At 74.2% G+C, this 24,567-nt stretch carries 17 protein-coding genes; 9 read left to right on the top strand and 8 right to left on the bottom strand.

The annotated features are described in order from the left end of the window. Positions 1–213 precede the first annotated feature (213 nt). On the bottom strand, positions 214–2,571 hold the full coding sequence (locus VR45_RS09920; RefSeq protein WP_045939310.1) for a collagenase: 2,358 nt from the start codon (positions 2,569–2,571) through the stop codon (positions 214–216). Positions 2,572–2,941: 370 nt separating this feature from the next. Here VR45_RS09920 and VR45_RS09915 point away from each other — a divergent pair, with 370 nt between their 5' ends. The 7 genes from VR45_RS09915 to VR45_RS09885 all read left to right on the top strand — a co-directional run bounded on the left by VR45_RS09915 (position 2,942) and on the right by VR45_RS09885 (position 11,781). Further along, a complete protein-coding gene (locus VR45_RS09915) occupies positions 2,942–4,174 on the top strand; it encodes an aminotransferase class V-fold PLP-dependent enzyme (protein ID WP_045939309.1) in 1,233 nt (410 codons plus the stop codon). 252 nt (positions 4,175–4,426) lie between these two features. Then, entirely contained in the window at positions 4,427–5,770 is a 1,344-nt protein-coding gene (locus VR45_RS09910; RefSeq protein ID WP_045939308.1) for an extracellular solute-binding protein, read from the top strand. Then, positions 5,767–6,699: a sugar ABC transporter permease gene (locus tag VR45_RS09905; RefSeq protein ID WP_045939307.1), complete on the top strand. Its 933-nt coding sequence runs from the start codon at positions 5,767–5,769 to the stop codon at positions 6,697–6,699. The genes VR45_RS09910 and VR45_RS09905 overlap by 4 nt, the downstream gene beginning before the upstream one ends. Continuing rightward, positions 6,696–7,604, top strand: coding sequence for a carbohydrate ABC transporter permease (locus tag VR45_RS09900; RefSeq protein WP_078896380.1), 909 nt, complete (start codon positions 6,696–6,698; stop codon positions 7,602–7,604). Before VR45_RS09905 ends, VR45_RS09900 begins: the two co-directional genes overlap by 4 nt. Further along, entirely contained in the window at positions 7,588–9,369 is a 1,782-nt protein-coding gene (locus VR45_RS09895; protein ID WP_063772445.1) for a glycoside hydrolase family 36 protein, read from the top strand. Before VR45_RS09900 ends, VR45_RS09895 begins: the two co-directional genes overlap by 17 nt. A gap of 43 nt (positions 9,370–9,412) precedes the next feature. Then, positions 9,413–10,444 (top strand): LacI family DNA-binding transcriptional regulator, encoded by a 1,032-nt coding sequence (locus VR45_RS09890; protein ID WP_045939306.1) that lies wholly within the window; start codon positions 9,413–9,415, stop codon positions 10,442–10,444. 95 nt (positions 10,445–10,539) lie between these two features. After that, positions 10,540–11,781, top strand: coding sequence for a styrene monooxygenase/indole monooxygenase family protein (locus VR45_RS09885; RefSeq protein ID WP_045939305.1), 1,242 nt, complete (start codon positions 10,540–10,542; stop codon positions 11,779–11,781). Positions 11,782–11,887: 106 nt separating this feature from the next. Here VR45_RS09885 and VR45_RS09880 read toward each other — a convergent pair whose 3' ends face one another. Next, the gene (locus tag VR45_RS09880; protein WP_159394161.1) at positions 11,888–14,377 is read right to left on the bottom strand and encodes a hypothetical protein; all 2,490 of its coding nucleotides are present in this window, start codon (positions 14,375–14,377) and stop codon (positions 11,888–11,890) included. A 644-nt stretch (positions 14,378–15,021) separates the two neighbouring features. Here VR45_RS09880 and VR45_RS09875 point away from each other — a divergent pair. Both VR45_RS09875 and paaI read left to right on the top strand, forming a co-directional pair. After that, positions 15,022–16,473, top strand: a complete 1,452-nt coding sequence (locus tag VR45_RS09875; RefSeq protein ID WP_045939303.1) for a WGR domain-containing protein — start codon at positions 15,022–15,024, stop codon at positions 16,471–16,473. A 138-nt stretch (positions 16,474–16,611) separates the two neighbouring features. After that, complete coding sequence (paaI, locus tag VR45_RS09870; protein ID WP_078896378.1) at positions 16,612–17,136, top strand: hydroxyphenylacetyl-CoA thioesterase PaaI; 525 nt, start codon at positions 16,612–16,614, stop codon at positions 17,134–17,136. Positions 17,137–17,185: 49 nt separating this feature from the next. On the opposite strand, the gene VR45_RS09865 is transcribed toward paaI, so the two are convergent. Genes VR45_RS09865 through VR45_RS09840 form a run of 6 tightly spaced genes read right to left on the bottom strand, consistent with a single transcriptional unit; the run spans position 17,186 to position 24,564 of the window. After that, positions 17,186–18,439, bottom strand: a complete 1,254-nt coding sequence (locus VR45_RS09865; protein WP_045939302.1) for a phenylacetate--CoA ligase family protein — start codon at positions 18,437–18,439, stop codon at positions 17,186–17,188. A 21-nt stretch (positions 18,440–18,460) separates the two neighbouring features. Continuing rightward, entirely contained in the window at positions 18,461–19,336 is an 876-nt protein-coding gene (locus VR45_RS09860) for an SDR family NAD(P)-dependent oxidoreductase (protein ID WP_045939301.1), read from the bottom strand. Beyond that, on the bottom strand, positions 19,333–20,640 hold the full coding sequence (locus VR45_RS09855) for an MFS transporter (RefSeq protein WP_045939300.1): 1,308 nt from the start codon (positions 20,638–20,640) through the stop codon (positions 19,333–19,335). The genes VR45_RS09860 and VR45_RS09855 overlap by 4 nt, the downstream gene beginning before the upstream one ends. Further along, positions 20,637–21,938: an AMP-binding protein gene (locus VR45_RS09850; RefSeq protein WP_045939299.1), complete on the bottom strand. Its 1,302-nt coding sequence runs from the start codon at positions 21,936–21,938 to the stop codon at positions 20,637–20,639. The genes VR45_RS09855 and VR45_RS09850 overlap by 4 nt, the downstream gene beginning before the upstream one ends. Further along, positions 21,935–23,059, bottom strand: a complete 1,125-nt coding sequence (locus VR45_RS09845) for a hypothetical protein (protein ID WP_045939298.1) — start codon at positions 23,057–23,059, stop codon at positions 21,935–21,937. Before VR45_RS09845 ends, VR45_RS09850 begins: the two co-directional genes overlap by 4 nt. Next, on the bottom strand, positions 23,056–24,564 hold the full coding sequence (locus VR45_RS09840; RefSeq protein WP_234325907.1) for a lysine 2,3-aminomutase: 1,509 nt from the start codon (positions 24,562–24,564) through the stop codon (positions 23,056–23,058). The genes VR45_RS09845 and VR45_RS09840 overlap by 4 nt, the downstream gene beginning before the upstream one ends. Positions 24,565–24,567 lie beyond the last annotated feature (3 nt).

Genomic DNA, 24,567 nt, shown 5'->3' with positions numbered 1-24,567 from the left:
GGGCTCGGTCGCTGGGTTCGGTCGCTGGGCTCGGCCGCGGCCGGTCGGCGCGTGACGGCCGACGGGGCGCCGAACGGGACGCCCTCCGGGAACGCCGAACGGCCCCGGACGGTGGTCCGGGGCCGTTCGGGGCGTGCAGGGCGTGGCGGGGCACGGCGGGGTGCGGCGGGGCGGGCCGGTCGGGCACCGCCCCGCCCGTGCGGGGGAGAGGTGCTACCGGCGCAGCGGGCCCTCACAGGTGTAGTCGGCGCTGCCGGCGCGGCCGGTGGGCCAGACCTCGACCTGGCCGAACCAGCAGTTCATGTCGGCGAGGTTGTTGGCGGCGGCGCCGCCGCGGGTGAGCAGGTAGTAGTCGACGGTGGCGGCCATGTCCGCGCGGACCTTGCCGGCGTCGAGGGTGTTGGTGAGGTTGGCGGTCATCCGGCCGGTGCAGGTGAACCGCATGGTGTTGTTCCAGTCGGCGTTGTCCTTGCAGACCGGGGTGTTCTGGGTGGCGCGGGCGAAGGCGTCCTGGACCTCGGAGGCCCAGGCGTAGGTGAGCCGGCTGTTCGGCGTGTAGGTGGTGACCGGCACGTAGAGGTTGTCGGCGAGCGGGATCTCGGCGTCCAGGAAGGCGTTGTACTCGCGCTGGAGGGCGGCGTCCCGGCCGAGGCGGTCGCGCCAGGCGTTGTAGCCGGTGACGTCGTCGGCGCGCAGCAGCCGGTACATCTCGGCGAGCTGGTCGGGGTGGCGCTCGCCGAGCAGGTTGAAGAAGGTGGCCGCGTAGGGGTAGACGCGGAAGCCGAGGCTCTCCCAGCTGGCGTGCAGGATCTGATCGACCGTCAGGCGCGGTGTGCCGGAGGCGCCTTCCTGGGCGATCTGGCGGACCATGTACTTGCGGGCCTTGACGCCGTCCTTGGAGGTGGAGCCGGCGAAGTACTCGGCGGTGCCCTCGTTCATCGCGAAGGTGGCGGAGCCGGGCCAGCGGGTGGTGTAGCCGGACTCCGGGATCGCCCAACGGGCGTTCAGGTAGTGGGTGTACTCGTGCCGGAAGAGCTCCTCCAGGCTGAAGTACGACTCGGCGGTGGTCCGCTGGTAGGTGTAGAAGGTGGAGTTCTCCTCGATGAACATGCCGCCGTTCTCGACGTCGCCGATCCCGAACAGCAGGTACTGGAGCGAGCGGTAGTTCGTCTTGGTGTCGTACAGCTGCACCGTGAGGGTGGGGTGGGTGTCGTCGGCGAGCGGCCGGTCGGTGCCGACGACCCGGAAGAACTGGGCCTTGACCTGCTTGGTGGCGTAGTACAGCTGGTCGGCGGTGGCCCGGTCGAGGGCGGTGCGGATGACCAGGGTGCCGTTGTCGTAGGTGTAGGTGTTCGGGAAGAACTGCTGGACCAGCTCGGCCCGGCAGGCCCCGTACTGGCCGCAGAGGCCGAACTCGTTGAGCGGGACGGCCAGGTTGAGCCAAGGGCGGCTGAGGCGGCCGAAGTTGTTCTGGACGGTGGTGACCACGCCGCCGATCTCGGCCTTGATCCCGTCCTTGAGCGAGTCCACCAGGGTGTACCGGGCGTACTCGTTCATGGCGTCGCCGACGGCCCACTCGGTATCGGTGCCCTTGAGGTGGGCGTAGCCGGAGAAGGCGCGGATCGCCTGCCGGTAGCCCGGGTTGGCGACGGCCGCGGCGCGGAAGGCGCCGCCGTCCTCGGCGACGTTGTTGACGCCCTGGAAGTTGAGCTGGAGCGCGGCCTGGAGGGCCCAGTTCCAGCCCCGGTCGCCGATGTACGCCGTGCCGGGGGTGGCGTACTGGCGCAGCACCCGCTCCAGGAGCGGCAGTCGGCCGGGGCGCAGCTTGGGGGCGGTGGAGGTCTGGATCAGCTCGCCCATGGTGTAGCCGGCGGCGCTGGTCTGGTCGAACGCGCGGGGGTTGGCGGTGTAGGCGGTGATCGCGCGGTCGATCGCGGCCGCGGTGGCGTCGTCGTTGAGGTCGAACTCGCGGTGGCCGTAGTCGAAGTAGACCGCGACGTGCAGGTAGTACCAGAGTTCCTGCTGGTTGCGGTTGTTGGCGCTGTCGAAGCCGGGGGAGAGGGCGGTGATCCGGTCGGCGACGGCGCGCACGTGGGCCGGGGTCAGCACCTTGGCGAGCTCGGGGCTCCAGTCGACCAGCAGCGGGCGCAGACAGCCCTCGTAGCTGTGCGAGCGGTCGGCGAGGAAGTCGGCCAGGGCGGCCGGGGAGAGGGCGGTGAAGGAGGCGAGCGAGCAGGCCGCGGCGGCGTCGGCGGCGGTCGGGGCGGCCTGGGCGGTGGGGGTGGACGGGTCGGCGGCCGGCCGGGTGGCGTCCGTGGTGGGCTGGAGCGCTTCGTTGCCCGGCGCCCCCTCGGGACCGGGGGCGCCGGTGGTGCTGCTGCCGTGGGCGATGTCGCCCGTCGGGCCGGCCGGGTGGGCGGTGGTCCCGCCGAAAGCGGCGGCCGGGTCGGTGGTCCGCCCGGAGGCGGCGGGGGGTGTGACGGCCTGGGCGCTCTGGACGAGCGGGGCGGCGAGGGTGGCTGCGAGGGCTGCGGAGAGCAGGACCGAGCGCAGGCGGGGGGTGGTGGGCACAGGAGCTCCAGTTGAGCATGTGGGGGGTGCGCGGGGCGGGGCGTGCTGGGGGTTCGGAGCCGTGGGGGGCGCCGGGGCCGCCCGGACCGCGCGGGGGTTCGGTGACGCCGAGGGAAACGATGATGATCTCTCGACTCACTGACCAGTAAAATAGTAATGTCAAATTGCATTGCGCAAGGGCTGGTGGGAGGGCAGATCGGCCGCCGGTAACGAGAGGGTCTCGACCGGGGGTCGGTGGCGCGCAGGGTCTTGACGGGGAATCGACCGGGGGCGTTTGCTGGCCTCCGCTCGTTGAAGGTTGATCGGTTCTGTTCGTTTGTGTGGGATTTGAACGTTCAAATCGCTGCGCCCGCCCGACCAAGGAAAGGTCATGCCCGAGTACCTGAAGAAGTTCGCCGAGCCGTTCGGCTACCTGGACTTCGCCCGCTTCGGGCCGGTGTCGGACCCGGTCCGCCGGGTGCTGCTCCGCGAGGCCGACCGGCTCCACCGGCACGGCTGGGACGCGCTCGAGAGCCTCGACGCGGACACCGCGGCGGCGGCCCGGACGGCCGGCGGGCTGCTGGGCTGCGCGCCGCACGAGATCGCCTTCGTCGGCTCCACCTCGCACGGGCTCTTCGCCGCCGCCCACGCGGTCGGCGCCGGTGCGGGAGCCGCCGGTGGCCCGAGGACCGTCGGCGGTGCCGCGTCGGGCGGCACCGCCGGCGGATCCGCCCCGGACGGGACCGTGCTGGTGGCGCGGAACGACTTCCCCGGCGCCGTCTACCCGTGGCTGCGCGCCGCCGACAACGGCGGACTGACGGTCCGCCTGCTCGAAGGCCCGGTCACCGCCGACCTGGTCCGGGAGCACCTGGACGACCAGGTGCGCGCCGTCGCCGTCTGCGCCGTCGACGCCGCGACCGGCTACCGGGCGCCACTGGCCGCGATCAAGGAACTGATCGGGCCGGACCGGATCCTGGTGGTCGACGCCGTCCAGGCCCTCGGCGCCGTGGAGTTCGCCGCCGACGCGGCCGACGTGCTCGCCTCCGGCGGCCAGAAGTGGCTCCGGGCCGGCTGGGGCGCGGCCGTCCTGATGGTCCGCGACCGGATCGCCGACCGGATCGGGCCCGGCCTCAGCGGCTGGTCCGGCGTGGTCGACCCGATCGACGCGCCCGTCCACCCCTGCCCGCCCCGGCCCGGCGCCGTCGCCCACACCCTCACCAACCCCGACGGCCCCGCCGTCGCCGCCCTGGGCGCCGCGCTCGCCCTGGTGCGGGAGGAGGGCACCGGCCGGATCGAGGCCCGGATCGGCGAGGTGCTCGGCGGACTGCTCGCCGCGGCCCGCGCCGCGGGCGCCGAGACCGGCGGCGGCCCGACGGCGGACGCCCCCTACGGCTCCTACCGCGGCGCCGGCGACCCGGCCGCCCACGGCAGCGGGATCGCCCGGCTGCGACTGCCCGGCGCCGAGCCCGCCGCCGTCCACCGCGCGCTGACCGCCGCCGGCCTGTCCACCACCCTGCGGGCCGGCTGGATCCGGCTCTCCCCGCACGCGAGCACCGACCCCGGGACCGCCGAGCTGCTCGGCGAGACGCTCGCCCACGTACGGCGGGGCGCCCGCACCGCCTGAGCGGACGCCCCGCGCCCGGCCGTCCCCGCCTTCGGGCGGGGCGGCCGGCACCCCGCACCACCGTGCACCCGGTACCACCGCGCACCCCGCAGCCGGTACCACCACGAACCCGGTACCACCCGGACCACCGAGCACCACCCGCACCACGACGCTCCACCGAGCGCCACGACGCACCACCCCGCATGCACCACCTGGCACCACCGACGTCCCACCCCGTCCCGCTCGACGTCCACCCCCTCAGAAGGGCATGCCATGTCACACCTCTCCCGTCGCGACCTGCTGCGCGCCTCCGGCGCCGGCCTGCTCACCCTCACCGCCGGCGGCGCCCTCGCTGCCTGCGGCGGCTCCAACGGCTCCGGCTCCTCCGGTGGGGACGCCGCCACCGGCACCATCACCGTCTGGTCCTGGACCAGCGCCGCCGACGCCCTGCGCGGCGTCGTGCCCGCCTTCGAGAAGGACAATCCGGGCATCAAGGTCGACGTCCAGGACGTCGGCAACCCGGCCATCTGGGACAAGATCACCGTCGGCCTGGCGGCCGGCGGCCAGGGCCTGGCCGACGTCCTGCACATCGGCTGCGACTACCTGCCCGGCTACCTGGAGAAGTTCCCCAACGGCCTCGCCGACCTCTCCGCCCTCGGCGCCGACGCCCACAAGGACAAGTTCGCCAAGGGCCTGTGGCCGGTCGTCACCGACAAGGACGGCAAGGCCCGCGCCCTCCCCTGGGAGGTCAACGCCCAGGGCTTCTTCTACCGCAAGGACATGTTCGACCGGGCCAAGCTCGACCCGACCACGTTCGAGACCTGGGACGACGTGATCGCCGGCGCCGACGCCTTCAAGGCGGCCAACCCCGGCGTCGGCGTGCTCGGCATCAACAAGCCCGGCACCCCCGGCCCCGACGTCGACTTCCTGCAGTCCCTGATGCAGCAGCAGGGCGCGTTCTTCTTCGACCTCAAGGGCGACATCACCCTGACCTCGCCCGAGTGCGTCCGCGCCCTCACCCTGGTCAAGCGCCTCAACGACGCCGGCCTCGTCATCGAGACGCCCGGCTCCACCGCCTGGCGCACCCAGATGAAGGACAGCCAGCTCGGCGCCGGCCCGCAGCCCTCCTGGGCCGCGCACTACATCGAGACCAAGTTCCCCGACCTGAGCGGCAACTGGCGGCTCACCCGGCCGCCGGCCGTCACCCCCGGCGGCAAGCGCACCGCCATCGTGAACACCACCCACCTGGCCGTCGCCGGCTCCAGCCCCCGCCGCGCCGCCGCCTGGAAGTTCGTCGAGTACGCGCTCACCCGGGCCGACTCGGTCAACGCCATGTTCAAGGCCGGCAGCGTCTTCCCGGCGCTCACCGCCGCCTACCAGGACCCGATCTACAGCGAGCCGAGCGCCTACTACGGCGGCCAGCCGGTCCTGAAGACCTTCACCGACCTGCTCTCCGAGGGCGGCGACGCCACCAACTACTCCGGCGACTACGCCCGCGCCCTCAAGCTGGTCAGCGACGCCCAGACCAAGGTCCTGGTCAAGGGCGGCGACCCGGCCGAGGCGCTCCAGGACGCGGCCAAGCAGCTGGCCCAGCAGACCGGGCGCAAGATCAAGTGACGGCCGCCGCTCCTCCGGCCACCCGGCCGGCCGCCCCGGCGGCGGTCCGCCCGGCCGCCGTCCGGCGCGCCAGGCTCCGCCGCCGGGCCGTGCCCTACCTGCTGCTCGCGCCTGCGCTGATCCTCTTCGGGGTCTTCAAGGCCTACCCGATCATCTCCTCGCTGCTGCTGTCGCTGACCGCCGGCTCCGGCAGCGTCACCCACAGCGCCGGCCTCTCCAACTACGAACGGCTGCTGCACGACCCGCAGTTCTGGACCGCGCTCGGCAACACCGCCCGGATCCTGGTCGTGCAGGTCCCGGTGATGCTCGCGCTCGCCCTCCTGCTGGCGGTCGGCCTCAACGCGGCGTTCGTCCGCTGGCGCACCGTGTGGCGGCTCGGCGTCTTCATGCCCACCGTCACCGGACTGGTCGCCACCGGCATCCTGTTCTCCTTCCTCCTCAACACCAAGGACGGTGCGGTCAACAACCTCCTGGACTCGATCGGCCTGCCGACCATCGACTGGTTCGGCGACGGCTTCTGGGCCCGGATGGCTGTCGTCCTCGTGCTGACCTGGCACTACACCGGCTACAACGCCGTCATCTACCTGGCCGGCCTGCAGGGCATCCCCAAGGAGCTGTACGAGGCGGCCATGGTCGACGGCGCCGGACCGGTGCGCCGGTTCCGCTCGGTCACCCTGCCCGCGCTGCGGCCCGTGCTGCTGTTCACCGTGGTGCTCTCCACCATCGGCACCCTCCAACTCTTCGACGAGCCCTACGTCCTGACCCGCGGCGGCCCCGACAGCGCGACCCTCACGGTCTCGATGTACCTGTACGACAACGGCTTCCGCTACTTCGACTTCGGCTACGCCTCCGCCATCGCCTACGCGCTCACCCTGCTCGTCTCGGTGCTCGGCGCGGCCCAGATGCGCCTGATGGGAGAACGCGAATGACCTCTGCCGCCACCTCCGTCGAGCCCGTCGCGCCGGGCCCGGCGGCCCCGCCCGCCGTACCGGCGCCGACCGGCCCGAGCCTCTGGCGCCGACTGCGCGGCTGGCCGATCACCCTGGTGCTCGCCGCCGTCACCGGGCTGTCGATCGCCCCGTTCTACTGGCTGGTGATCGCCGCCACCCGCAGTGACGGCGAGATCTTCTCCTGGCCGCCGAAGCTGCTGCCCGGCTCCCACCTGGGCGACAACATCGGGCACCTCCAGGACCGGGTCGGCCTCGTCCGGGTCCTGCTCAACTCGCTGCTGGTGTCCGGCCTGCAGACCCTCGGCGGGCTCGTCGTGGCACTGCTGGCCGGGTACGCCTTCGCCAAGTTCCGGTTCCGGGGCCGCACGGTGCTGTTCGCCGTGCTGCTGTCGACCCTGGTCGTGCCGGACCAGGTGATGCTCGTCCCGATGTTCAAGATGATGATGTCCTTCGGGCTGCTCGACAGCTACCAGGCGCTGATCCTGCCCGGCCTGTGCGTGCCGTTCGCGATCTTCCTGATGCGGCAGTCCCTCAGCGCCATGCCGGACGAACTGCTCGACGCCGCCCGGGTCGACGGCGCCGGCGAACTGCGGGTGCTGTTCGGCATCGTGGTACCGGTCATGCGGCCGGTGCTCGCCGCACTGGGCATCTTCCTCTTCCTCGGCTCCTGGAACAGCTTCGTCTGGCCGCTGATCGCCCTGCGCAGCACCGACATGCACACCCTGCCGGTCGCCCTCGCCACCCTCCAGGGCATGAAGGCCAACACCGACTACGGCTCGATCCTCGCCGGAACCGCGATATCCACCCTGCCGATGATGGTCCTCTTCCTGGTCCTCCAGCGGCAGTTCATCTCCGGCCTGCTGGCCGGTGCCACGAAGGGCTGAACCGAACCATGACGGACACCAGCGACGAGATCTGGGAACCCCACGCCCCCGCCACCACCGCGCGCCCCCGCCCGGTGGACCTGCCCGGCCCCGCCGCCGGACGGCTGGAGCTGCTGGTCGCCGGGACAGCGAGCGTGAACGTCCTCGCCGAGGGCGTCATCGAGGTCACCGCAGAAGACCCCAGGACGGGACCGGGGACGTCCGGATCGAGTGGCGCACCCCCTGCGTCGACGTCACCTCCTTCTGGACCCCCGACCCGCGCGGCACCGGCTGGCTGCCCGCCTCCTGGAGCGCCCCGCGCCGCACCGGCCTCTCCCGCGGCGCCCCCGTCGCCGCCCTCGTCGGCACCGGCGACACCACCGTCTGCGCCTTCGCCGCCGACCGCGAGGAGGCCCTCGCCAGCGGCGGCGTCGTCGAGGAGACCGGCGAGTTCCGGTTCTGGGTCCAGGCCGCCGGCCGCCTCACCGTCCGCATCGACACCTCCGGCCGCCACTTCGGCCGCAGCCTCGCCGAACTCGCCGACTGGTGGGCCGGGGGCCGCCCGGTCCACGTCCCCGACGCCGCCCGCCTCCCCGCCTACTCCACCTGGTACGCGCTGCACCAGAACATCACCCCGGAGACCGTCGAACGGCAGGCCGCGCTCGGCAAGGAGCTCGGCCTCGACACGATCATCGTCGACGACGGCTGGATGACCACCGACCGCACCCGCGGCTACGCCCACTGCGGCGACTGGGAACCCCACTCGCTGCCCGACACCGCCGCCCACGTCGCCCGCGTGCACGACCTCGGCGTGCAGTACATGCTCTGGTACGCGCTGCCGTTCATCGGGAAGGACAGCGCCGCCTGGGCCGAGCTGAGCCGGTTCGCCCTGGTCGACGCCGCCCACATGGGCGCCGTCGTCGTCGACCCCCGGTACCCGGCCGTCCGCGCCCACCTGGTCGACCGGCTCGCCCGGGCCGTCGAGGAGTGGGGCATGGACGGGCTCAAGGTCGACTTCATCGACTGGTTCGGCGTCCAGGACCCGCCCGCCGCCGGACCCGAGGCCGACTGCGCCACCGTCGACGAGGGCCTGCACCTGCTGCTCGCCGAGATCCGCCGCCGGACCGTCGCCGCCGCGCCCGAGTCGATGATCGAGCACCGCCAGCCCTACGTCAGCCCCGGCCTGTGGCCCTACGCCACCATGGTCCGGGCCGTCGACTGCCCGCTCAGCGCGCAGGAGAACCGGCAGCGCGTCGTCGACACCCGGCTGATCGCCGGACCGCTCGCGGTCCACTCCGACATGCTGATGTGGCACCCCACCGAACCGGTCGAGCAGATCGCCTGCCACCTGATCAACGTCCTGTTCGGCGTGCCGCAGATCTCCGTCGACCTCGCCGTCCAGAGCCCCGCGCAGCGCGAGACGCTCGCCTTCTGGCTCGGTGTCTCCCGTGCCCACGTCGACACCCTGCAGCTCGGCGAGTTCCGGCCGGCCCGGCCCGACCTCGGCTACCCGATGATCGGCGCGATCGGCGACGGCACCACCGTCGTCGCCCGGTACGCGGCGCTGCCCGTCGCCACCGGCACGGACGCCGCCGGCGAGTGGCGTACGCTGCTGGTCGCCAACGCCGACGCCGACCCCGGGGTCCGCCTCACCGGCGGCCGGGGCACCGCCGAGGCAACCGTCCAGGACGCCCGCGGCCGGACCGTCGGCACCTCGACCGTCCACCTGGACGGCGGCCTCGTCGACGTCCCCCGGGGCGGCCTGCTGACCCTGCGCCGGGTCTGACGGCCGGCGCCCGGCGGGGCGGCACCCATGTGAAGGAGAACCGATGACCACCCCGGGAGCACGCCCCGCGCGCCGCGTCACCACCATCGCGGACGTGGCCCAGGCGGCCGAGGTGTCCCGGCAGACCGTCTCCAACGCACTCAACGCCCCGCACCGGGTCCGCCCCGACACCCTCGCCCGGGTCAACGCGGCGATCGAGCGGCTCGGGTACCGGCCCGACCAGTCCGCCCGGTCGCTGCGCACCGGCGAGCGCCGCACCATCGGCTACCTCGCCCCGGTCGACGACCCCTTCGACCCCAACCCGCTGATGGCGGGCTTCCTCGAAGCCCTCGTCGACGCGGCCGGGGCCGTCGGCCACCACGTGCTGCTCCTCCGCCCGGCGGCGGGGGAGCAGGACGTCCGGGCGGTGATCGACGGCGTGGTGGCGGCCCGCCAGGTCGACGGCCTGGTCCTCGCCGACGTCCTCCCCGACGACCCCCGCGCCGCCCACGCCGCCCGGGTCGGCATCCCCTTCGCCGCCTTCGGCCGCACCGGGCCCGGCCTCCCGCAGCACTGGGCCGACATCGACAACGCGGCCGCCACCGCCGAGGTCGCCCGCCACCTCGCCGCCCGCGGCCACCGTCGGGTCGCCTTCGTCGGCGCGGCCACCGCCCTGCCGTGGCTCGCCGCCCGCCGCGAGGGCTTCCACCACGAGGCCGCCCGCCTCGGTCTCTCCCTCGCCCCGGCACCCCCCGCCGGCGGCCTCCGCGCCCTGCTGCGCGAGCCGGACCGGCCGACCGCCCTCGCCACCGACAACGACCTCGCCGCCCTCGACATCTACGAGGCCGCCCGCGCGGAGGGCCTCCAGGTCGGCCGCGACCTCGCCGTCACCGGCTTCCACGACACCCCCCTGGCCCGCCACCTCCACCCGCCGCTGACCTCGATGCGGCTCCCCCTGCGGACCATCGCCACCACGGTCGTCACCCGCCTGCTGGCCCAGTTGCGCTCCGATGCCCCGGTCGGGGCGGAGGGGGTGGAGCTGGCGGCGGAGCTGGTGGTGCGGGAGAGTTCCGCGGGGGCCGCGCCCGGGAGTTGAGGGTGATGGCGGCTCGGCGGCCCGGTGCGGGACTCGCAGGACCTGAACTGACGTAGCATCACCTCCTTCGTTCGTCGTCGGCACGGAGGTGCGGGATGCGTCGGGTTGCGATCGTCGGGGCGGGGCAGGCGGGGTTGCAGGTGGCCTTGGGGCTGCTGGCGGCCGGTGGGTACGAGGTGACGGTGGTGTCCGGCCGGACGGCGGGGGAGTTGCGGGCGGGGCCGGTGCTGTCGACCCAGGCGATGTTCGGTCCGGCCTTGCGGGTGGAGCGGGCGGCCGGGCTGGACCTGTGGGCGGGGGAGGCGCCGCAGGTGCGGTCGGTGGACGCCGTGCTGGTGCCCGAACCCGGCCTGCGGGCACTGGAGTTCACCATGACGCTGGACGAGCCGGCGCAGTCGGTGGACCAGCGGATCAAGATGGCGCGCTGGCTGGAGCTGGTCGAGGAGCGCGGCGGGCGGGTCGAGTACCGGGAGCTGGACCGGGCCGGGCTGGGCGCGTTGGCGGCGGCGCACGAACTGACGCTGGTCGCGGTTGGTCGGGGCGAGCTGGCCGGGATCTTCGCGCGGGACGCGGCCCGCTCGCCCTTCGACGCCCCGCAGCGGCGGCTGGCCGCGCTGTACGCGCACGGCGTGGGCGCGCCCGATCCGGCGGCCGGCCCCCGGGCACGGATGCACGCGGTGCCCGGGGTGGGGGAGTTGTACCTCCAGCCGGCCCTCACCCGCTCGGGGCCGTGCGACATCCTGCTGTGGGAGGCGGTGCCCGGGAGCGCGTTCGACTGTTTCGGCGATCGCCCGACGGGTGCCGAACAGCTGCGCCGGATGCGGGAGTTGATGGCGGAGTACCTGCCGTGGGAGGCGGCGCTGTGGGCGGCGGCCGAACCGACGGACGCGGGCGCGTCGCTGTACGGCGCGCTGACCCCGGTGGTGCGGCACCCGGTGGCGCGGCCGGCCGGCGGGGCGGCGGTGCTGGGGATCGGGGACGCGCTGGTGGTCAACGACCCGATCACCGGCCAGGGCGCCAACAGCGCGGCGCGGGCGGCCGAGACGTACCTGCGGGCGATCGTCGGGCGGGGCGACGGGCCGTTCACGGCGGAGTGGATGACGGAGCTGTTCGAGGGCTTCTGGCAGCGGCACGCCCGCCACGGGGTGGCGCTGACGGCGGACCTGCTGACGATGCCGGAGCACCTCCAGGGGGTGTTCGCCGCGGCGGCCGAGCACGAGCCGGTGGCCCGCCGGCTGGCCAACACCTATGCCGAACCCGCCGACCACGCGGCCTGGCTGGCGACGCCGGAGCTGACGGCGGCCTACCTGGCCACGCTCCGCCCGCAGGCCGGCTGAGCAGTCGGGCGGTCGGGCGGTCGGGCGGCCGCGTGCTGCGGAGGGACTGTGCCCGACCGTCCGTCAGTGGCGCCGTGCTTGCGCGTTCCCGGGGCCCGCCGGGCCCTCAGACCGTGTCGCCGGCCCGGAGCTCCTTGGCGATCTGGCGGCGGCCGGCGATCAGGGCCTCGGCGAGCACACCGGCCGTGACCAGGGCGGTCAGCGCCAGCGCCGGGGGGAGGACGGCGCCGAGGCGGAGCGGCAGGCCGGGCGGGACGTCGGTGCCGAGCAGGGCGGACAGGTCGAGCGCCGGGCCGAGCAGGACGACGGCGGCGAGGGAGGCGAGCAGGCCGCCGGTCGCCGCGAGCAGCGTCTGCGGCAGGGTCTCGACCAGGATCAGCGCCAGCCCCTGACGGGGGCGCAGCCCCATGGTGCGCAGCCGGGCCAGCGCGGCGGACCGGTCGGGGGCGGCCCGGACCAGCGTGAGCAGGGCGGCGAGCAGGGCGAACGCGCCCGCGCCGGCGGTTCCGACGCGGAACACCAGGACGGCGGCCTGCCGCAGCGGGTCCTCGGTGAGTTCGGCGGTGAGCGCGGTACTGGTCTTCACCAGGTAGCCGTCCGGGATGTCGCCGGGGTTCGGGCCGACGACCGGGATGCCGGTCCGCCGCGCGGTGTCCGCGACGATCGGGTGCACGGGCAGGTCACGGGTCAGCGACCGGACGGCCGTCTCGTCGATGTCGCCGACGGCGAACCAGTGGCCGTGGTCCCCCAGTCCGGGCACCCGGGCGGTGGCGGGCCCGGCCGGGAGGACGATGAACGGGTGGGTGGAGCCGCGCAGCGCCGGGGTGGCGTCGATCGTGCCCGCGTACTGGGCGCGCAGTTCGCCGGTGCTGGTCAGGTAGATCCGCTCCGCCCCGGCCCGGCCGCCGAGTTGCTCGACCAGTCCGCGCGAGTACAGGGCGGGGACGGGGACTTCGCGCGCGTCCGGTCCGGTCGGGCCGTCGGGGGCGGCCAGCAGTGCCGGGTCGAAGGCGCCGCGCCCGACGGACCGGGAGATCTCCGCGTAGGCCGTCGGGTCGACGACCACCAGGCTGATGGTGAGGTGGCGTTCGCCCGGGCGCAGTACGGCCGCGTCGGTGAGCAGGGTGACATTGGTGGAGGCCCGGACGCCGGGCAGCCGGTCGGCCCGCTCGGCGAAGGAGTCGGCCAGGCCGAAGCCCTTGGGGGCGCTCACCATGACGTCGCCGCCGGTGGCCAGGCGGGCCTCGCGGGCCCGGCCGGAGTCGACCGCCTCGATCACGTCGGCGCCGAACCCGGCGGTGGTGACGGCGAGCAGCAGCGCGAGCGTCGGCAGGACGGCCGGGCGCGGCCGCCCGCCCGCGCCGCGTGCCGCACCGGCCAGTCCGAGGAAGCCGACGGCGCCGCGCCGCCGGCCGACCGCGCGGGCGAGGGCGCCGATCAGCGGCGGCTGGATCCGGGCCAGCAGTAGGCCGGTGCAGAGGGCGATCAGCAGCGGGGCGGCGACCAGCAGCGGGTCGATCCCGGCCCCGGGTGGGGCGGCGCCGCGCCGGCGGACCTCGACCACCGCGGCGGCCGTCAGCAGGAGCAGGCCGAGTTCGCCGACGAGCCGTCGCGCGCCGTCGCGCCGGACGGCCCGGCGGGGGGTCAGCAGCATCAGGGCCCGGGCCGGGAAGGCCAGCAGCGCGCACAGGACGGCCGTCACCGCCGCGAACAGCGCGGCGCCCCAGCGGGGGGTGGGCAGCAGCAGGAGGGCGAGCAGGGTCCCGAGGGCGGCGCCGGGCAGGACGACGGTGGCGCCCTCGCCGAGCAGCCGTCGCAGCAGGTCCCGGCGGGAGCCGCCGCGGGCCTGGAGCAGCAGGAGTTCGGGGCCGCGCCGGTCGGCGGCCAGCGCGGCGGCCAGGCACAGGACGACGGTGACGACGCCGGCCAGCCCGGCCGGGCCGAGCGCCGCCAGCGGGGCGGCGGCGTCCCGCCGGGCGGTGGCCAGCGCGAAGAGGTCCGGCAGTGAGGAGAAGGTGCGCAGGTCGGTGCGGCCGGTGGCGGCCGCCAGGTCGGCGGCGGTGGGACCGCTCAGGTAGCTCGCGAGTTCGTGGGCGGCGTCGGGCAGCCGGTCGGCGCGCAGCGACGCCGGGTCGACGGGCAGCCGCCAGGAGAGCTCACCGCCCTGGGCCCACTCCATCAGCCGGGGCAGTTCGTCGCCGCCGGTCAGGCCGACCGCACTCCAGAAGCGGAGCCACTCGAAGGTCTTCGGGATCTCCAGGCAGGGCCGACGCAGGCAGTAGAGGTCGGTCCAGTACGGGTCGCTCTCGTCGTTCACCCGGAAGGTGCCGACCACCTCGGTGTCCGGCGAGCGCTTCATGCCGGGCTGGCGTTCCTCCGTCAGCACGTCGCCGACCCGGATGTTGAGCTTCTCGGCCGTCTGTTCCGCGACCACGATCGGCAGCGGCCGGCCGGGGGCGGCGGTCGGCCAGCGGCCCTCGACCAGGGTGGCGTGCTCGGAGAGCCCGGCCAGGTGGCGCAGTTCCAGGACCGGGGACGGGCCGTCGGGCCGCGACAGCTGCGGATTGCCGAGGACCTTCGTGCGAATGCCCCGCACGCCGAACACCGGTCCGCTCGCCGAGACGCGGAACTCCCCGCCGGTGCGGGCGGGCGAAGGTCGGAGCGGCTGACCAGGCTGGTCGCGCCGATGCCGCGATCGCGCAGGAAGTCGCGCAGGGCGGCGTCCTCGCCGCGGTCGACACCCCGGGGGAGCCCGGCGGAGAGCAGTACCACCACGAACACCAGCACGCCGTTGAGCAGCGCCGTCCAGGGTGCGGCCCGCAGCCGGGTGCGGACCCACCGGGCGGGCCGGTGCTCGGTGCGCACCGGGGGTGCGGTGGTTGCTGCCGCCGGGCCCTGCATCCGCGTTCTCCCCGCCCCCTGCGCCCGTCCCTGCGGGCGGTCGCCGATCCCGGCCCCTGGTGACCGGATAGCGGACGATGCTGTCAGAGCGGGGGCGGCTGCGGAAGGTCCGTTCGGGCAGACCGCGGGGGCGTCCGGGCCGTGCGGGGCCGGTGCGGGGCCGGGTGGTTCGTCACCGTCCGGTGTTCTGCGGCCTGCGCCGGTGGCGGCGGTCGGGGAGCGGGCGGGCCCGCAGCGGGCACTGTCGGTGCCGGGGGCTAGGTTCTGAGGTGTCGCCGGGCACCGCGCCCGCAGCGCCGGAACACCCCGTCACGCCCGTGCCCGGAAGGGGCCCACGCCATGTCAGCCACTGCCACCGACACGCAGTCGACGTACCTGGAGCTGTCCGAGGACAGCGGCAGCGCGCACAAGTTCTACGAGGTCCTGGTGGCCGGCGTGGACGTCACCATCACCTACGGGCGGATCGGCGAGAGCGGCCAGACCAAGACCACCGCCTACCCCACGCCGGAGAAGGCCGCGTCGGCGGCCGCCAAGAAGATCGGCGAGAAGGTCCGCAAGGGCTACGCCCCGGCGGTGCGCGGGGTGCGCGAGCGGCGGGCGGTGACGCGGCGGGCGATCGTCAGCACCCGTTCGACGGCCCGGCAGGCCCCGGTGCTGTGGCGGTTCAACTCCGGCGCGGCGGCGTTCGGCATCTTCGTCGGCGAGGAGCACGCCTGGGTGGGCAACGAGCGCGGCGACGTCTACACGCTGACCCACGACGGCGCGGTGACCGGCCGCTACGGGCTGCCGGACGGCGTCAAGTGCATCGTCGCGGACGACTGGTGGATCTACGCGGGCTGCGACAACGGCAAGGTGTACGACCTGGGCGGCAAGGTGCCGCGGGTGGCGTACGAGATAGCCGAGGACGTCGACATCTACTGGCTGGACATCCACGACGGCGTGCTCGGCGTGGCCGACGCGCGCGGCGGGATCACCACCGTCGACCACGAGGACGAGTTCCAGTGGCGGCGCTCGGCGGACGGCAGCGACGGCTGGATGGTGCGCTGCGACAACGACGGTGTGTACCACGGCCATTCGCGCGGTGTGAGCCGGTACGCGGCGCGCGGCGGCGCCCCGGTCTGGCACACCCGCACCGACGGCGAGGTGCTGTTCGGCTGGCAGGAGCGGGAGGAGGTGTTCGCCGGCACCTCGCGCGGCTCGGTGCACCGGCTGCGCAAGGCGGACGGTTCGGAGGCGGCCCGCTACCGCTGCGACGCCGCGGTGTTCTCCTGCGCGGCCTCGCCCGACGGCCGGTACGTCTTCGCGGGCGACAACCACTCCTCGGTGTACTGCTTCGACGCCGACGGCACCCGGCTGTGGAAGCTCGGCACCGGCTGCGGCTCGGCGTACAGCATGCAGTACCGCGACGGCCGGCTGTACCTGGTGACCACGGACGGTTCGCTGGTCTGCCTGGACGCGAGCGAGACGGCGGTGCGCGCCGCCGAGGAGGGCCGGCTGCCGCAGGCCGCCGAGGTGGACGGCAGCGGCTGGACGGCGGCGGTGGCCGGCGCGGAGATCGAGTCGGTGGTGGTCGGTTCGGCGGGCGCCGCGGGCGGCATCGAGGTGGAGTGCGTGCAGGACGGCGCCCGGCTGCGGGTGCGGGTGGTCTCGCCGGGTTACGACGCGACCCGCCGGGTGCAGTTCCCGAAGGACATCCGGGTGCCCGGTGCGCGGTACCTGGTGGCGGAGGTGCTGGAGTCCGGCAGCGGCTCGTTCTACCGGGCGCGGGGGGACATCAAGCGGCTGCTCTGAGTTCTCCTGACGGACTTTCCGTTCCCGTCGGGAGACCGTTGACAGCCCGTCACGGGCCTCGGTGTAATGCGGGTGCAATACGCACGCACGGCACACCGACCGACCGTTTCGGGCTGTTCCCGGGGAAAGCAGGGCGTCATGAGCGTGGACACCGTGGCCGTCGAGGATTCAGCGGGTTCGGCGGGTTCGGCGAATTCGGCCGGGTCCGCGGCCTCCGGCGGGGTGGCGGCGGGAGCGGTGGCGGCCGGCGCGGTGCCCAATTCCCGGATGGCCGCCCTGTACGAGCGCGACCTGGCCTGCCAGGGCCTCGGGATCACGCTGGAGGAGGTGTCCACCGGACGGGCGTCGATGCGGATGACGGTGGCCCCGGCGATGGTGAACGGGCACGGCATCGCGCACGGCGGCTACCTGTTCCTGCTCGCCGACGCGGCGTTCTCCTACGCCTGCAACAGCTACGGCCCGGTGACGGTGGCGCAGGCCGCGCAGGTGACTTTCCTGGCACCGGCGGCGGTCGGGGACGAACTGGTGGCGGAGGCGGTGGAACGCACCCGTTCCGGGCGCACCGGCATTTACGACGTGACGGTGCGGAATGCGGCCGAAAAGGTGATCGCGGAATTCCGGGGCCAGAGCGTGATGCTGGCCGGACAGCCGCACACGGCCTGAGGAGCGGGGTGGGCCGGGGGGAGCGGATTCCCCCCGGCCCACGGACGCGTCACGCCGGCGGGCGCTCGTCCACGACCTGCTGGAGCTTGCCGGTGCGCGGGTTGGTGACCAGCTCGGCGCGGGGCACCCACTCCACCTCCAGGTCGTGGATCACCCCGGCCGCCACATCGTCCGGGTAGAGCGGCCGGGCCCGGTACACCGCCTCGACCAGCTGCTCGGCCAGACCGGCCGGCGGCTCCTCGGTGTACCCGAGCCGCAGGACCAGCCCGTCCTTGCCGTCCCAGCGGCGCTGCACCATCTGCATCCCGGAGATCACCTGGTCCGGGTCGTGGGCGAGCAGGACGGCGCGGATCTCCTCGGTCGGCATCGCCACGGTGCCCACCCGGGCGCCCTCGACCGAGCGCCCGACCAGCCGGAACCGGCCGCGCTCCAGGTCGACCCACTCGGCCCGGTCGCCGGTCGGGTAGCGCAGGATCGGCATCAGGGTGCGGAACAGGTTGGTGACCACCACCCGGCCGGGCACCCCGAGTTCGGTGATCGGCGCGCCGGTCGCGTCGTCGACCAGCTCCACCACCGTCCGGTTCGGGAAGGCCTCGTGCACCCGGACGTCCTCGCCGGGCACCGGCGCGCCGACCAGGCCGGCGTCCACCGAGGCGTAGCCGATCGAGGCGACGGCCGCGTTGGGGAACGCGCGGGAGAGGATCGGCCGCAGGTCGGCGAAGAGCAGGTCCCCGCCGAACAGCAGGAGTTCGATCCGCTCGGCGACCTGTCCGTGCTTGACCAGGTACTCGGCGACCGAGCTGAGCTTCATCGGCTCGCCGGCCAGCACGTCCACGCCGAAGTCGTTGATCAGCCCGGCGATGTACGCGTCCGGCGCGGCGCCGACGGGCAGCCGGACGTTGTCCACCGGGGCGTGGTGCAGGGCGTTCTCGATGTAGAGGAAGCCGCCGTAGAGCTCGCCGGCCCAGAACAGGTTGGCGACCCGGTGCCCTGGCTTGAGTCCGGCCTGGACGAGGCCCGCGCCGAAGGCGGTGACCGAGTCGGCGTGCTCGGTGCGCGACCAGGGGGAGAACTTGGGGACACCGGTGGTGCCGCCGGTCTTGTAGACGCCGCCGTCGAGCAGCGGCCCGGTCAGCAGGCGGTTGTCCGGCCAGGAGTTGGCGGCCCAGAACGCGGTCTGCTCGATCAGCGGGAGCTGCGCGAGGTGTTCGACCCGCTCCGGCAGGTCCCGGTAGAGGTCGGCGTAGAAGGGGGAGTTGCGGCGGGCGAAGTCGATCAGTTCGGGCAGGGGTTTGGCGGGCACGGCAAGGCTCCTGACGGTAGATCAGCTGGAGTCGGGGCGGCCGATCCAGGTGCGGGCGAGGGTCTGGACGGCCGAGCCGTCCGGGTCGGCGAGCTTCTGCGCCAGGTAGTCGGCGGCCCAGGCGTTGGTGGGCACCCGGAAGGCGGGACGCTCGGCGCGCAGCGTTCGCACCACGACCTCGGCCACCTCCCGGGCCGGCTGTCCGGCGGCCTCCCAGCCCTGGCCGCCGACCCAGGCGAGGTAGTCCTCGAAGGTCGGCGCGTAGGGCCCGGAGGCCGCCCCGATGGTGCGGCGGTCGATGTCGGGGAAGATCCCGAACCGGGTGTCCGGCACGAAGCCGGGGACGACGACGGAGACCCGCACGCCGTGCGCGCCGGCCACCGGGGCGAGGCTCTCCATGAACCCCTCGACGGCGGCCTTGGCGGCGCAGTAGGCCTCGTTGAACGGCTGGCCGACCACGCCGTGCACACTGCCGATGGTGACCAGCCGGCCGCCGGAGGCGCGCAGCAGCGGCAGGGCGGCGCGGCTGACGGCGATCACGCCGAAGAAGTTCACCTCCAGATTGGCCCGCAGTGCGGCGTCGGTGGACATCTCCAACGTGGGGTCGAAGTTGGAGACGCCGGCGTTGTTGACCACCGCGTCCAGCCGCCCGTGGGTCGCGGCCACGCCGTCGACGCAGGCGGCGACCGAGGCAGCGTCGGTGACGTCGAGCCGGCGGACGTCCAGCTCGACCCCGGCCTCCCCGGCGGCCTTCCGCAGGTCGTCGGCGCGGTCCGGGTCGCGCAGGGTGGCCACGGTGGTGAACCCGGCCCGGGCGGCGGCCACGGCGGTGGCCAGGCCGATGCCGGAGGAGCAGCCGGTGACGAGCAGGACCTCGCCCGCCGGAGCGGCGCTCACGGCGCGCTCTCCGTCAGCTCGGTCTCGGACTCGGACTCGGGCTCGGCCGGCCGCTGCTCCGCCTCGCGGGCGGCGGCGTCCAGCCGGGACTGGATGCCGAGGGCGGGCAGGAAGGAGCAGGCGGCCAGCAGGGTGCCGCCGGCCATCACCCAGCGCGCCGCGTCCAGGATCCCCAGCGGATCGGTGAGCGCCGACACGGCGAGGCCGCCGACCAGCGCGGCGAGCGGGATCACGCCCCAGGTGACGGTGCGGAACGCCGCGTGCATCACGCCCTGGTGCTCGGCGGACATCCGGGACTGCCGGGTGGGTGCGCTGCACACGTTGATGCAGGACATGAAGAAGCCGTAGCAGCCCATGGTCACCGCGATCACCAGGACGGCGGGCAGCGCGGGCGCGGCCAGCACGCCCAGCCCGACCAGGCAGTGCAGCAGCAGCGACCAGGCCAGGGTGCGGCCCAGGCCCAGCCGTTGGCTGATCCTGGGGGCGACCACGGCGCCGGTGAGCGCGCCGACCGCGCCGACCGACATGGCGGCGCCGAACTGGCCGACCGAGAAGTCCAGGCCCCGGTAGGCGAGCACGGGCAGCACCGTGACGAAGATCGGCCCGCCGGAGTTGAGCGTGACCGCGGCCAGCACCACCCGGCGCAGCACCGGGTCGGCCCAGTTCATCCGGAAGCCGGCCGTCAGCCGCTCCCAGACGGTGCCCTCGACGACCGTGCGCTCGCCCCAGGGCTGCATGTAGCGGAAGCAGGTGGCGGAGATCAGGTAGCTGGCGGCGTCCACCACCAGGGCGCCGACGCCGAGCGCGCTGTAGAGGCCGGCGGCGATCGAGGGCCCGGCCACCTCGGCGACCGAGTTGCTGCCCTCCAGCCGGGAGTAGGCGCGCACCATCCGCTCCTCGGGGACCACCGCGGGGACGGCGATCAGGTAGCCGACGTTGAAGAAGATGGTGGCGCCGCTGATCACGGCCACACAGCCGAACAGCAGCGGGGTGGAGAGGTAGTCCAGCCAGTACGCGAGCGGGATCACCAGGACGGCGGCCAGCCGGAGCAGGTCGCAGACCAGCATGGTGCGGCGCTTGTCCCAGCGGTCCACCAGCACGCCGGCGACCGGGCCCAGCAGCGGGATGCCGAGGTACTGGGCCATCGCCACCACGCCGACCTGGAGGGCGGAGGCGTGCAGGACGAAGATCATCAGGGTGGGGACGACGAACACGGTGATCCGGTCGCCGACCACGCTGACGGTCTGGCCGGCCCAGAACAGGTTGAAGCCGCGCCCGAGGTCCTGCGGCTTTCGCAGCTTCACGGGGTCTCCCCGGTGGCCTCGGTGGTCCCGGTGGCGTCCGCAGACTCGGCGCTCGCGGCATTCTCGGTCTGCTCGGCGGCGCGGACCACCAGGGAGGCCGTCTTGCCGGTGCGGTCGTTGCTGACCAGCGCGTCGACCACCCGGACCGTGACGTGCTCGGGGTCGTGCTGGAACGCGGTGCTGAGGGTGAACGTCCCGGCCAGCAGCTCGGCCCGCAGCGCCGCCGGGTCCACCCCGGCGGCCGGGTCGGCCAGCAGTAGCACCTCCACCCCGGTGGCCCGGCCGCCGTCCTCGGTGACCACCACCTGGGCCCGGGAGACGCCCGGCTCCCGCTCGGCCCGGGCGACCAGCTCGTCCACGTGCAGGCCGAGGCCGCGTACCTGGACGACGTTGTCCCGCCGACCCAGCACCCGCATCGCGGCGCCCGGCCGGCCGCACGGGCAGGTGGTCAACTCGCCCGCGTCACCGGTGCGGTAGCGCAGCACCGGGTTGAGCATCTCGGGGTCGAGCGTGGTGAAGTCCAGCAGCCCGTCCGCCCCGGCGTGCACCAGCTGGGTGGGCAGCGGGTGGAAGGTGTCGGCCGGGCAGTCGGGCGTGTTGGTGCCGACCACCCAGGTCTCGGTGGAGCCGAACATGCCCCAGCGGCGGGCCCCGGGCGCGACCACCGCGAGGTCCTCCTCCAGCTGCGGCTGCCAGGCCTCGCCCAGCCACAGCACCTTGCGCAGCGAGGGCAGCTTCAGCCCGGCCGCGCGGGCGTGCGCGAACCAGAGCCGCAGCACGCTCGGGGTGCCGCCGATCGCCGTCACCCCGCGGTCGGCGAGGAAGCCCAGCCAGTCCGGGTACTCCTCGCGGGTGATCGAGCCGAGCGCGATCACCCGGCAGCCGGCCCGGTCGGCCAGCGCGGCGGCCAGGAAGTGCGCGCCCCACATCCGGCCGGCGCCCCAGGCGTTGGCGAACACGTCCTCGCGGTCGAGCACCGGCCAGTGGGCGTGCACCCCGGCCATGTAGAAGCCGGTCGGCGCGTAGCCGACCTTGGGCGCGCCGGTGGAGCCGCCGCTCTGGAACAGCCAGGTGGCGGCCGTGTCGGAGCGCGGCTCCAGGTGGGCGAGGGCGGTGTTCAGGTCGTCCTTGAGCAGCGGCGGCAGCGCGGCCAGCTCCTCCAGGGTGCGGACGGCCGCCGGGCGGTCGGCGTAGCGCGGGGCGAGCGCGGGTACCGTCCGCAGCCGCTCCAGGGTGGCGGCGGCGACGGTCAGTCGCGGTTCGGCCGCGTCCGGCGGCAGGGAGAACGCGTCGGTCATCGGGTTTCCGATCGGGGGGCGGAGGTCGTCGGGGCAGCAGTCGGGGCGCGGTGCGCGAGGGGCGTGAAGAGACCGGGGGGCGCGGACGGCGCGCCGTTGGCGAGCCACTTGGCGTGGGCGTCCCGGTAGGCGGTGAACCGGGCCCGGGTGATGTCCCGCTGGAGCGAGCGGTCCGGGTCGGTGAAGTCCGGGGCGATCACGCCGTCCGGCTCCAGCTCCGAGAACCAGTACTTCTCGCCGTCGTACAGGAAGTCCACGCAGAAGAACGGGATCGCCAGCTTCTCGGCGAAGTACGCGGTGGCCTCGGCGAGTTCGGGCGGGATCGGCGGGAACTCCATCGTCCCGCCCCGGCTGGCGTTGGCCACCGGCGAGCCGGCCTCCGGCACCCGCCGCATCACGGCGTACGGCTCGCCGTCCACCACGTACACCCGGTAGTCGACGGTGCCGTCGCCCAGGTACGGCTGGGCGACGAGGGTGGTGTCGCCGCCCTGGGCGAGGCTGGCCAGGCCGCGGATGTCCTCCGGGCCGCGGGCGAGGTTGATCCCGCCGCCGCCGCACCAGCCGGAGGGCTTGACGATCGCCGGGTAGGTGAGCCGGTCGAGCGCCACCTCGTAGTGGTGCTTGGCGACGTCCCGGCCGGTGCCGATCCGGATCGACGGGATCGGCGGTACCGGCGAGTCGGCCAGGTGCAGCACGGTGGCGACCTTGTCGTTGCCGATCAGCGAGACGTACGGCGGGAACGGCAGGTAGAACCCGGCCTGCTCCAGCACCGCGTACAGCGAGTACTGGTTGAAGATGTCCATCGACTGGTACGGCAGCGAGTACAGCGCGGTGACGAACAGGGTGTCCTGCGGGGTCACCGGCTCCTCGTCGACGTACACCACCGGGCGGGCCGGGTCGGTGGCGTCCACGGTGACGGCGTCCGGCGAGTGCCGGCACCAGGTGAGGCCGAGCTCCTCGGCGATCTCCTCGTAGAGGTCCCAGAAGAGGTACCGCCACGTCGCGGTGGTCCGGGTCGACTCGCGGTCGGGGAAGATCCAGCACATCCGGCGCAGCGGGCCCGGGTCCTGGGGGCCGGTCTGCTGCGGGCCGGTGTTCTTCGGGGTGGCGGGTGTTGTCACCGTGCTGCTCCTTCCTGCGGGGCCGGTGCGGTGGCCGCGGCGCGCGCGGCCCGCTCCGTCCACCAGCGGCGGCCGGACTCGGGGAGGGTGTCCACCGGGTCGTAGTAGGGGTGGCGGCGGTCGAGCGGGTCGTCGCCGGTCGGCGCGGCGCCGCCCGAGCGGACCTCCAGCGCGGTGCGGTAGTTCTTGGTCCAGTACGAGATGCCGCGTTCGCGGTCGTACGCCACGGCCTGGTGCACCCAGCGCTTACCGAGCCGCGGCACGTCGCAGACCAGGCGCGGGGTGGCGTAGCCGGGCAGGTAGCCCATGATCGCCTCCTGGAGGTACTGGGCCCGGTGGACGCTGGTGCGCCAGTGCTCGGCGTTGGGGATCATGTCGCAGAGGTAGAAGTAGTAGGGGAGGATGTTCGCCTCGCCCTGGAGGGCGAAGCAGAGGTCCAGCAGGTCCTCCGGTGTGTCGTTGACGCCCCGCATCAGCACGCCCTGGTTGCGCACGTCGCGCACGCCCGCGTCGAGCAGCGCCCGGGCCGCCTCGGCGACCAGCGGGGTCACCGAGCGCACATGGTTGGCGTGGGTGTGCACGGCCAGGTTGACGGCGCGGCGGGCGGCGACCGTCGCGACCCGGTGCACGCCCTCCAGGACCTGCGGCTGGAGCCAGTGCTGCGGCAGGCCGACCACCGCCTTGCTGGCGAGCCGGATGTCGCGGACCGACTCCAGCTCCAGCAGCCGCAGCAGGAAGGACTCCAGCTGCGGCCACGGCACATTGGCGAGGTCGCCGCCGGAGACCACCACGTCGCGCACGGTCGGGGTGCGCTTGAGGTAGTCGAGCATCTGCTCCTGCCGGTGGGCCGGCCGCAGCACCAGCCGGGCCTTGGTGACCTGAGGGGTGGAGGTGCCGACGAGGTCCATCCGGGTGCAGTGCCCGCAGTACTGCGGGCAGGTGGAGACCAGTTCGGCCAGCACCTTGGTGGGGTAGCGGTGGGTGAGGCCCTCGACCACCCACATCTCGGCCTCGTGCAGCGAGTCGCGCTCGGCCTTCGGGTGGCTGGGCCACTGCGGGTGTCGGTCGGCGAGCACCGGCAGCATGTAGCGGCGCACCGGGTCGGCCAGGAACGCGGCGGTGAACGCCGCGGGGGTGGTGGGGGTGTGCGCGGCCATGGTGTTCAGCAGCTGCGGTGGCAGCAGGATCGGCATGGTCGCGAACTCGGCCTGGTCGGCGGCGAGTTGCTCGTAGAACTCGGGTGTGAGCAGATCGCCGACGACCGCCCGGAGCTGGCGGGCGTTCTTGACGCAGTGCGCGCGCTGCCACTGGGCGTCGCGCCACTGCGCCTCGGTGACGTCGCGCCAGCCGGGCAGTCGGCGCCAGTCCGGCTCCACCAGCCGGGTCCGGACGTACTGGTACGGCTGCGGGGGTGGGGCGGGTGCCGACGGTGTCGGTGCCGCCAGTGGCGGTAGTGGTCCCGGGGCGGGCGCGGTGCGCGCGGGGGACACGAGGTGGTCGGTCATTCC

Source organism: Streptomyces sp. NRRL S-495 (assembly GCF_000966955.1).
Lineage (GTDB): Bacteria > Actinomycetota > Actinomycetes > Streptomycetales > Streptomycetaceae > Kitasatospora > Kitasatospora purpeofusca.
The sequence above is the reverse complement of the archived record's forward strand: the minus strand, read 5'-3'. Positions and strand labels throughout refer to the sequence as shown.

Excerpts from the sequence above, each read along its gene's own strand:
- VR45_RS09915 (WP_045939309.1), top strand. The coding sequence starts at position 2,942 with ATGCCCGAGTACCTGAAGAAGTTCGCCGAGCCGTTCGGCTACCTGGAC.
- VR45_RS09910 (WP_045939308.1), top strand. The coding sequence starts at position 4,427 with ATGTCACACCTCTCCCGTCGCGACCTGCTGCGCGCCTCCGGCGCCGGC.
- VR45_RS09900 (WP_078896380.1), top strand. The coding sequence starts at position 6,696 with ATGACCTCTGCCGCCACCTCCGTCGAGCCCGTCGCGCCGGGCCCGGCG.
- VR45_RS09890 (WP_045939306.1), top strand. The coding sequence starts at position 9,413 with ATGACCACCCCGGGAGCACGCCCCGCGCGCCGCGTCACCACCATCGCG.
- VR45_RS09885 (WP_045939305.1), top strand. The coding sequence starts at position 10,540 with ATGCGTCGGGTTGCGATCGTCGGGGCGGGGCAGGCGGGGTTGCAGGTG.
- VR45_RS09875 (WP_045939303.1), top strand. The coding sequence starts at position 15,022 with ATGTCAGCCACTGCCACCGACACGCAGTCGACGTACCTGGAGCTGTCC.
- paaI (WP_078896378.1), top strand. The coding sequence starts at position 16,612 with ATGAGCGTGGACACCGTGGCCGTCGAGGATTCAGCGGGTTCGGCGGGT.
- VR45_RS09850 (WP_045939299.1), bottom strand. The coding sequence starts at position 21,938 with ATGACCGACGCGTTCTCCCTGCCGCCGGACGCGGCCGAACCGCGACTG.
- VR45_RS09840 (WP_234325907.1), bottom strand. The coding sequence starts at position 24,564 with ATGACCGACCACCTCGTGTCCCCCGCGCGCACCGCGCCCGCCCCGGGA.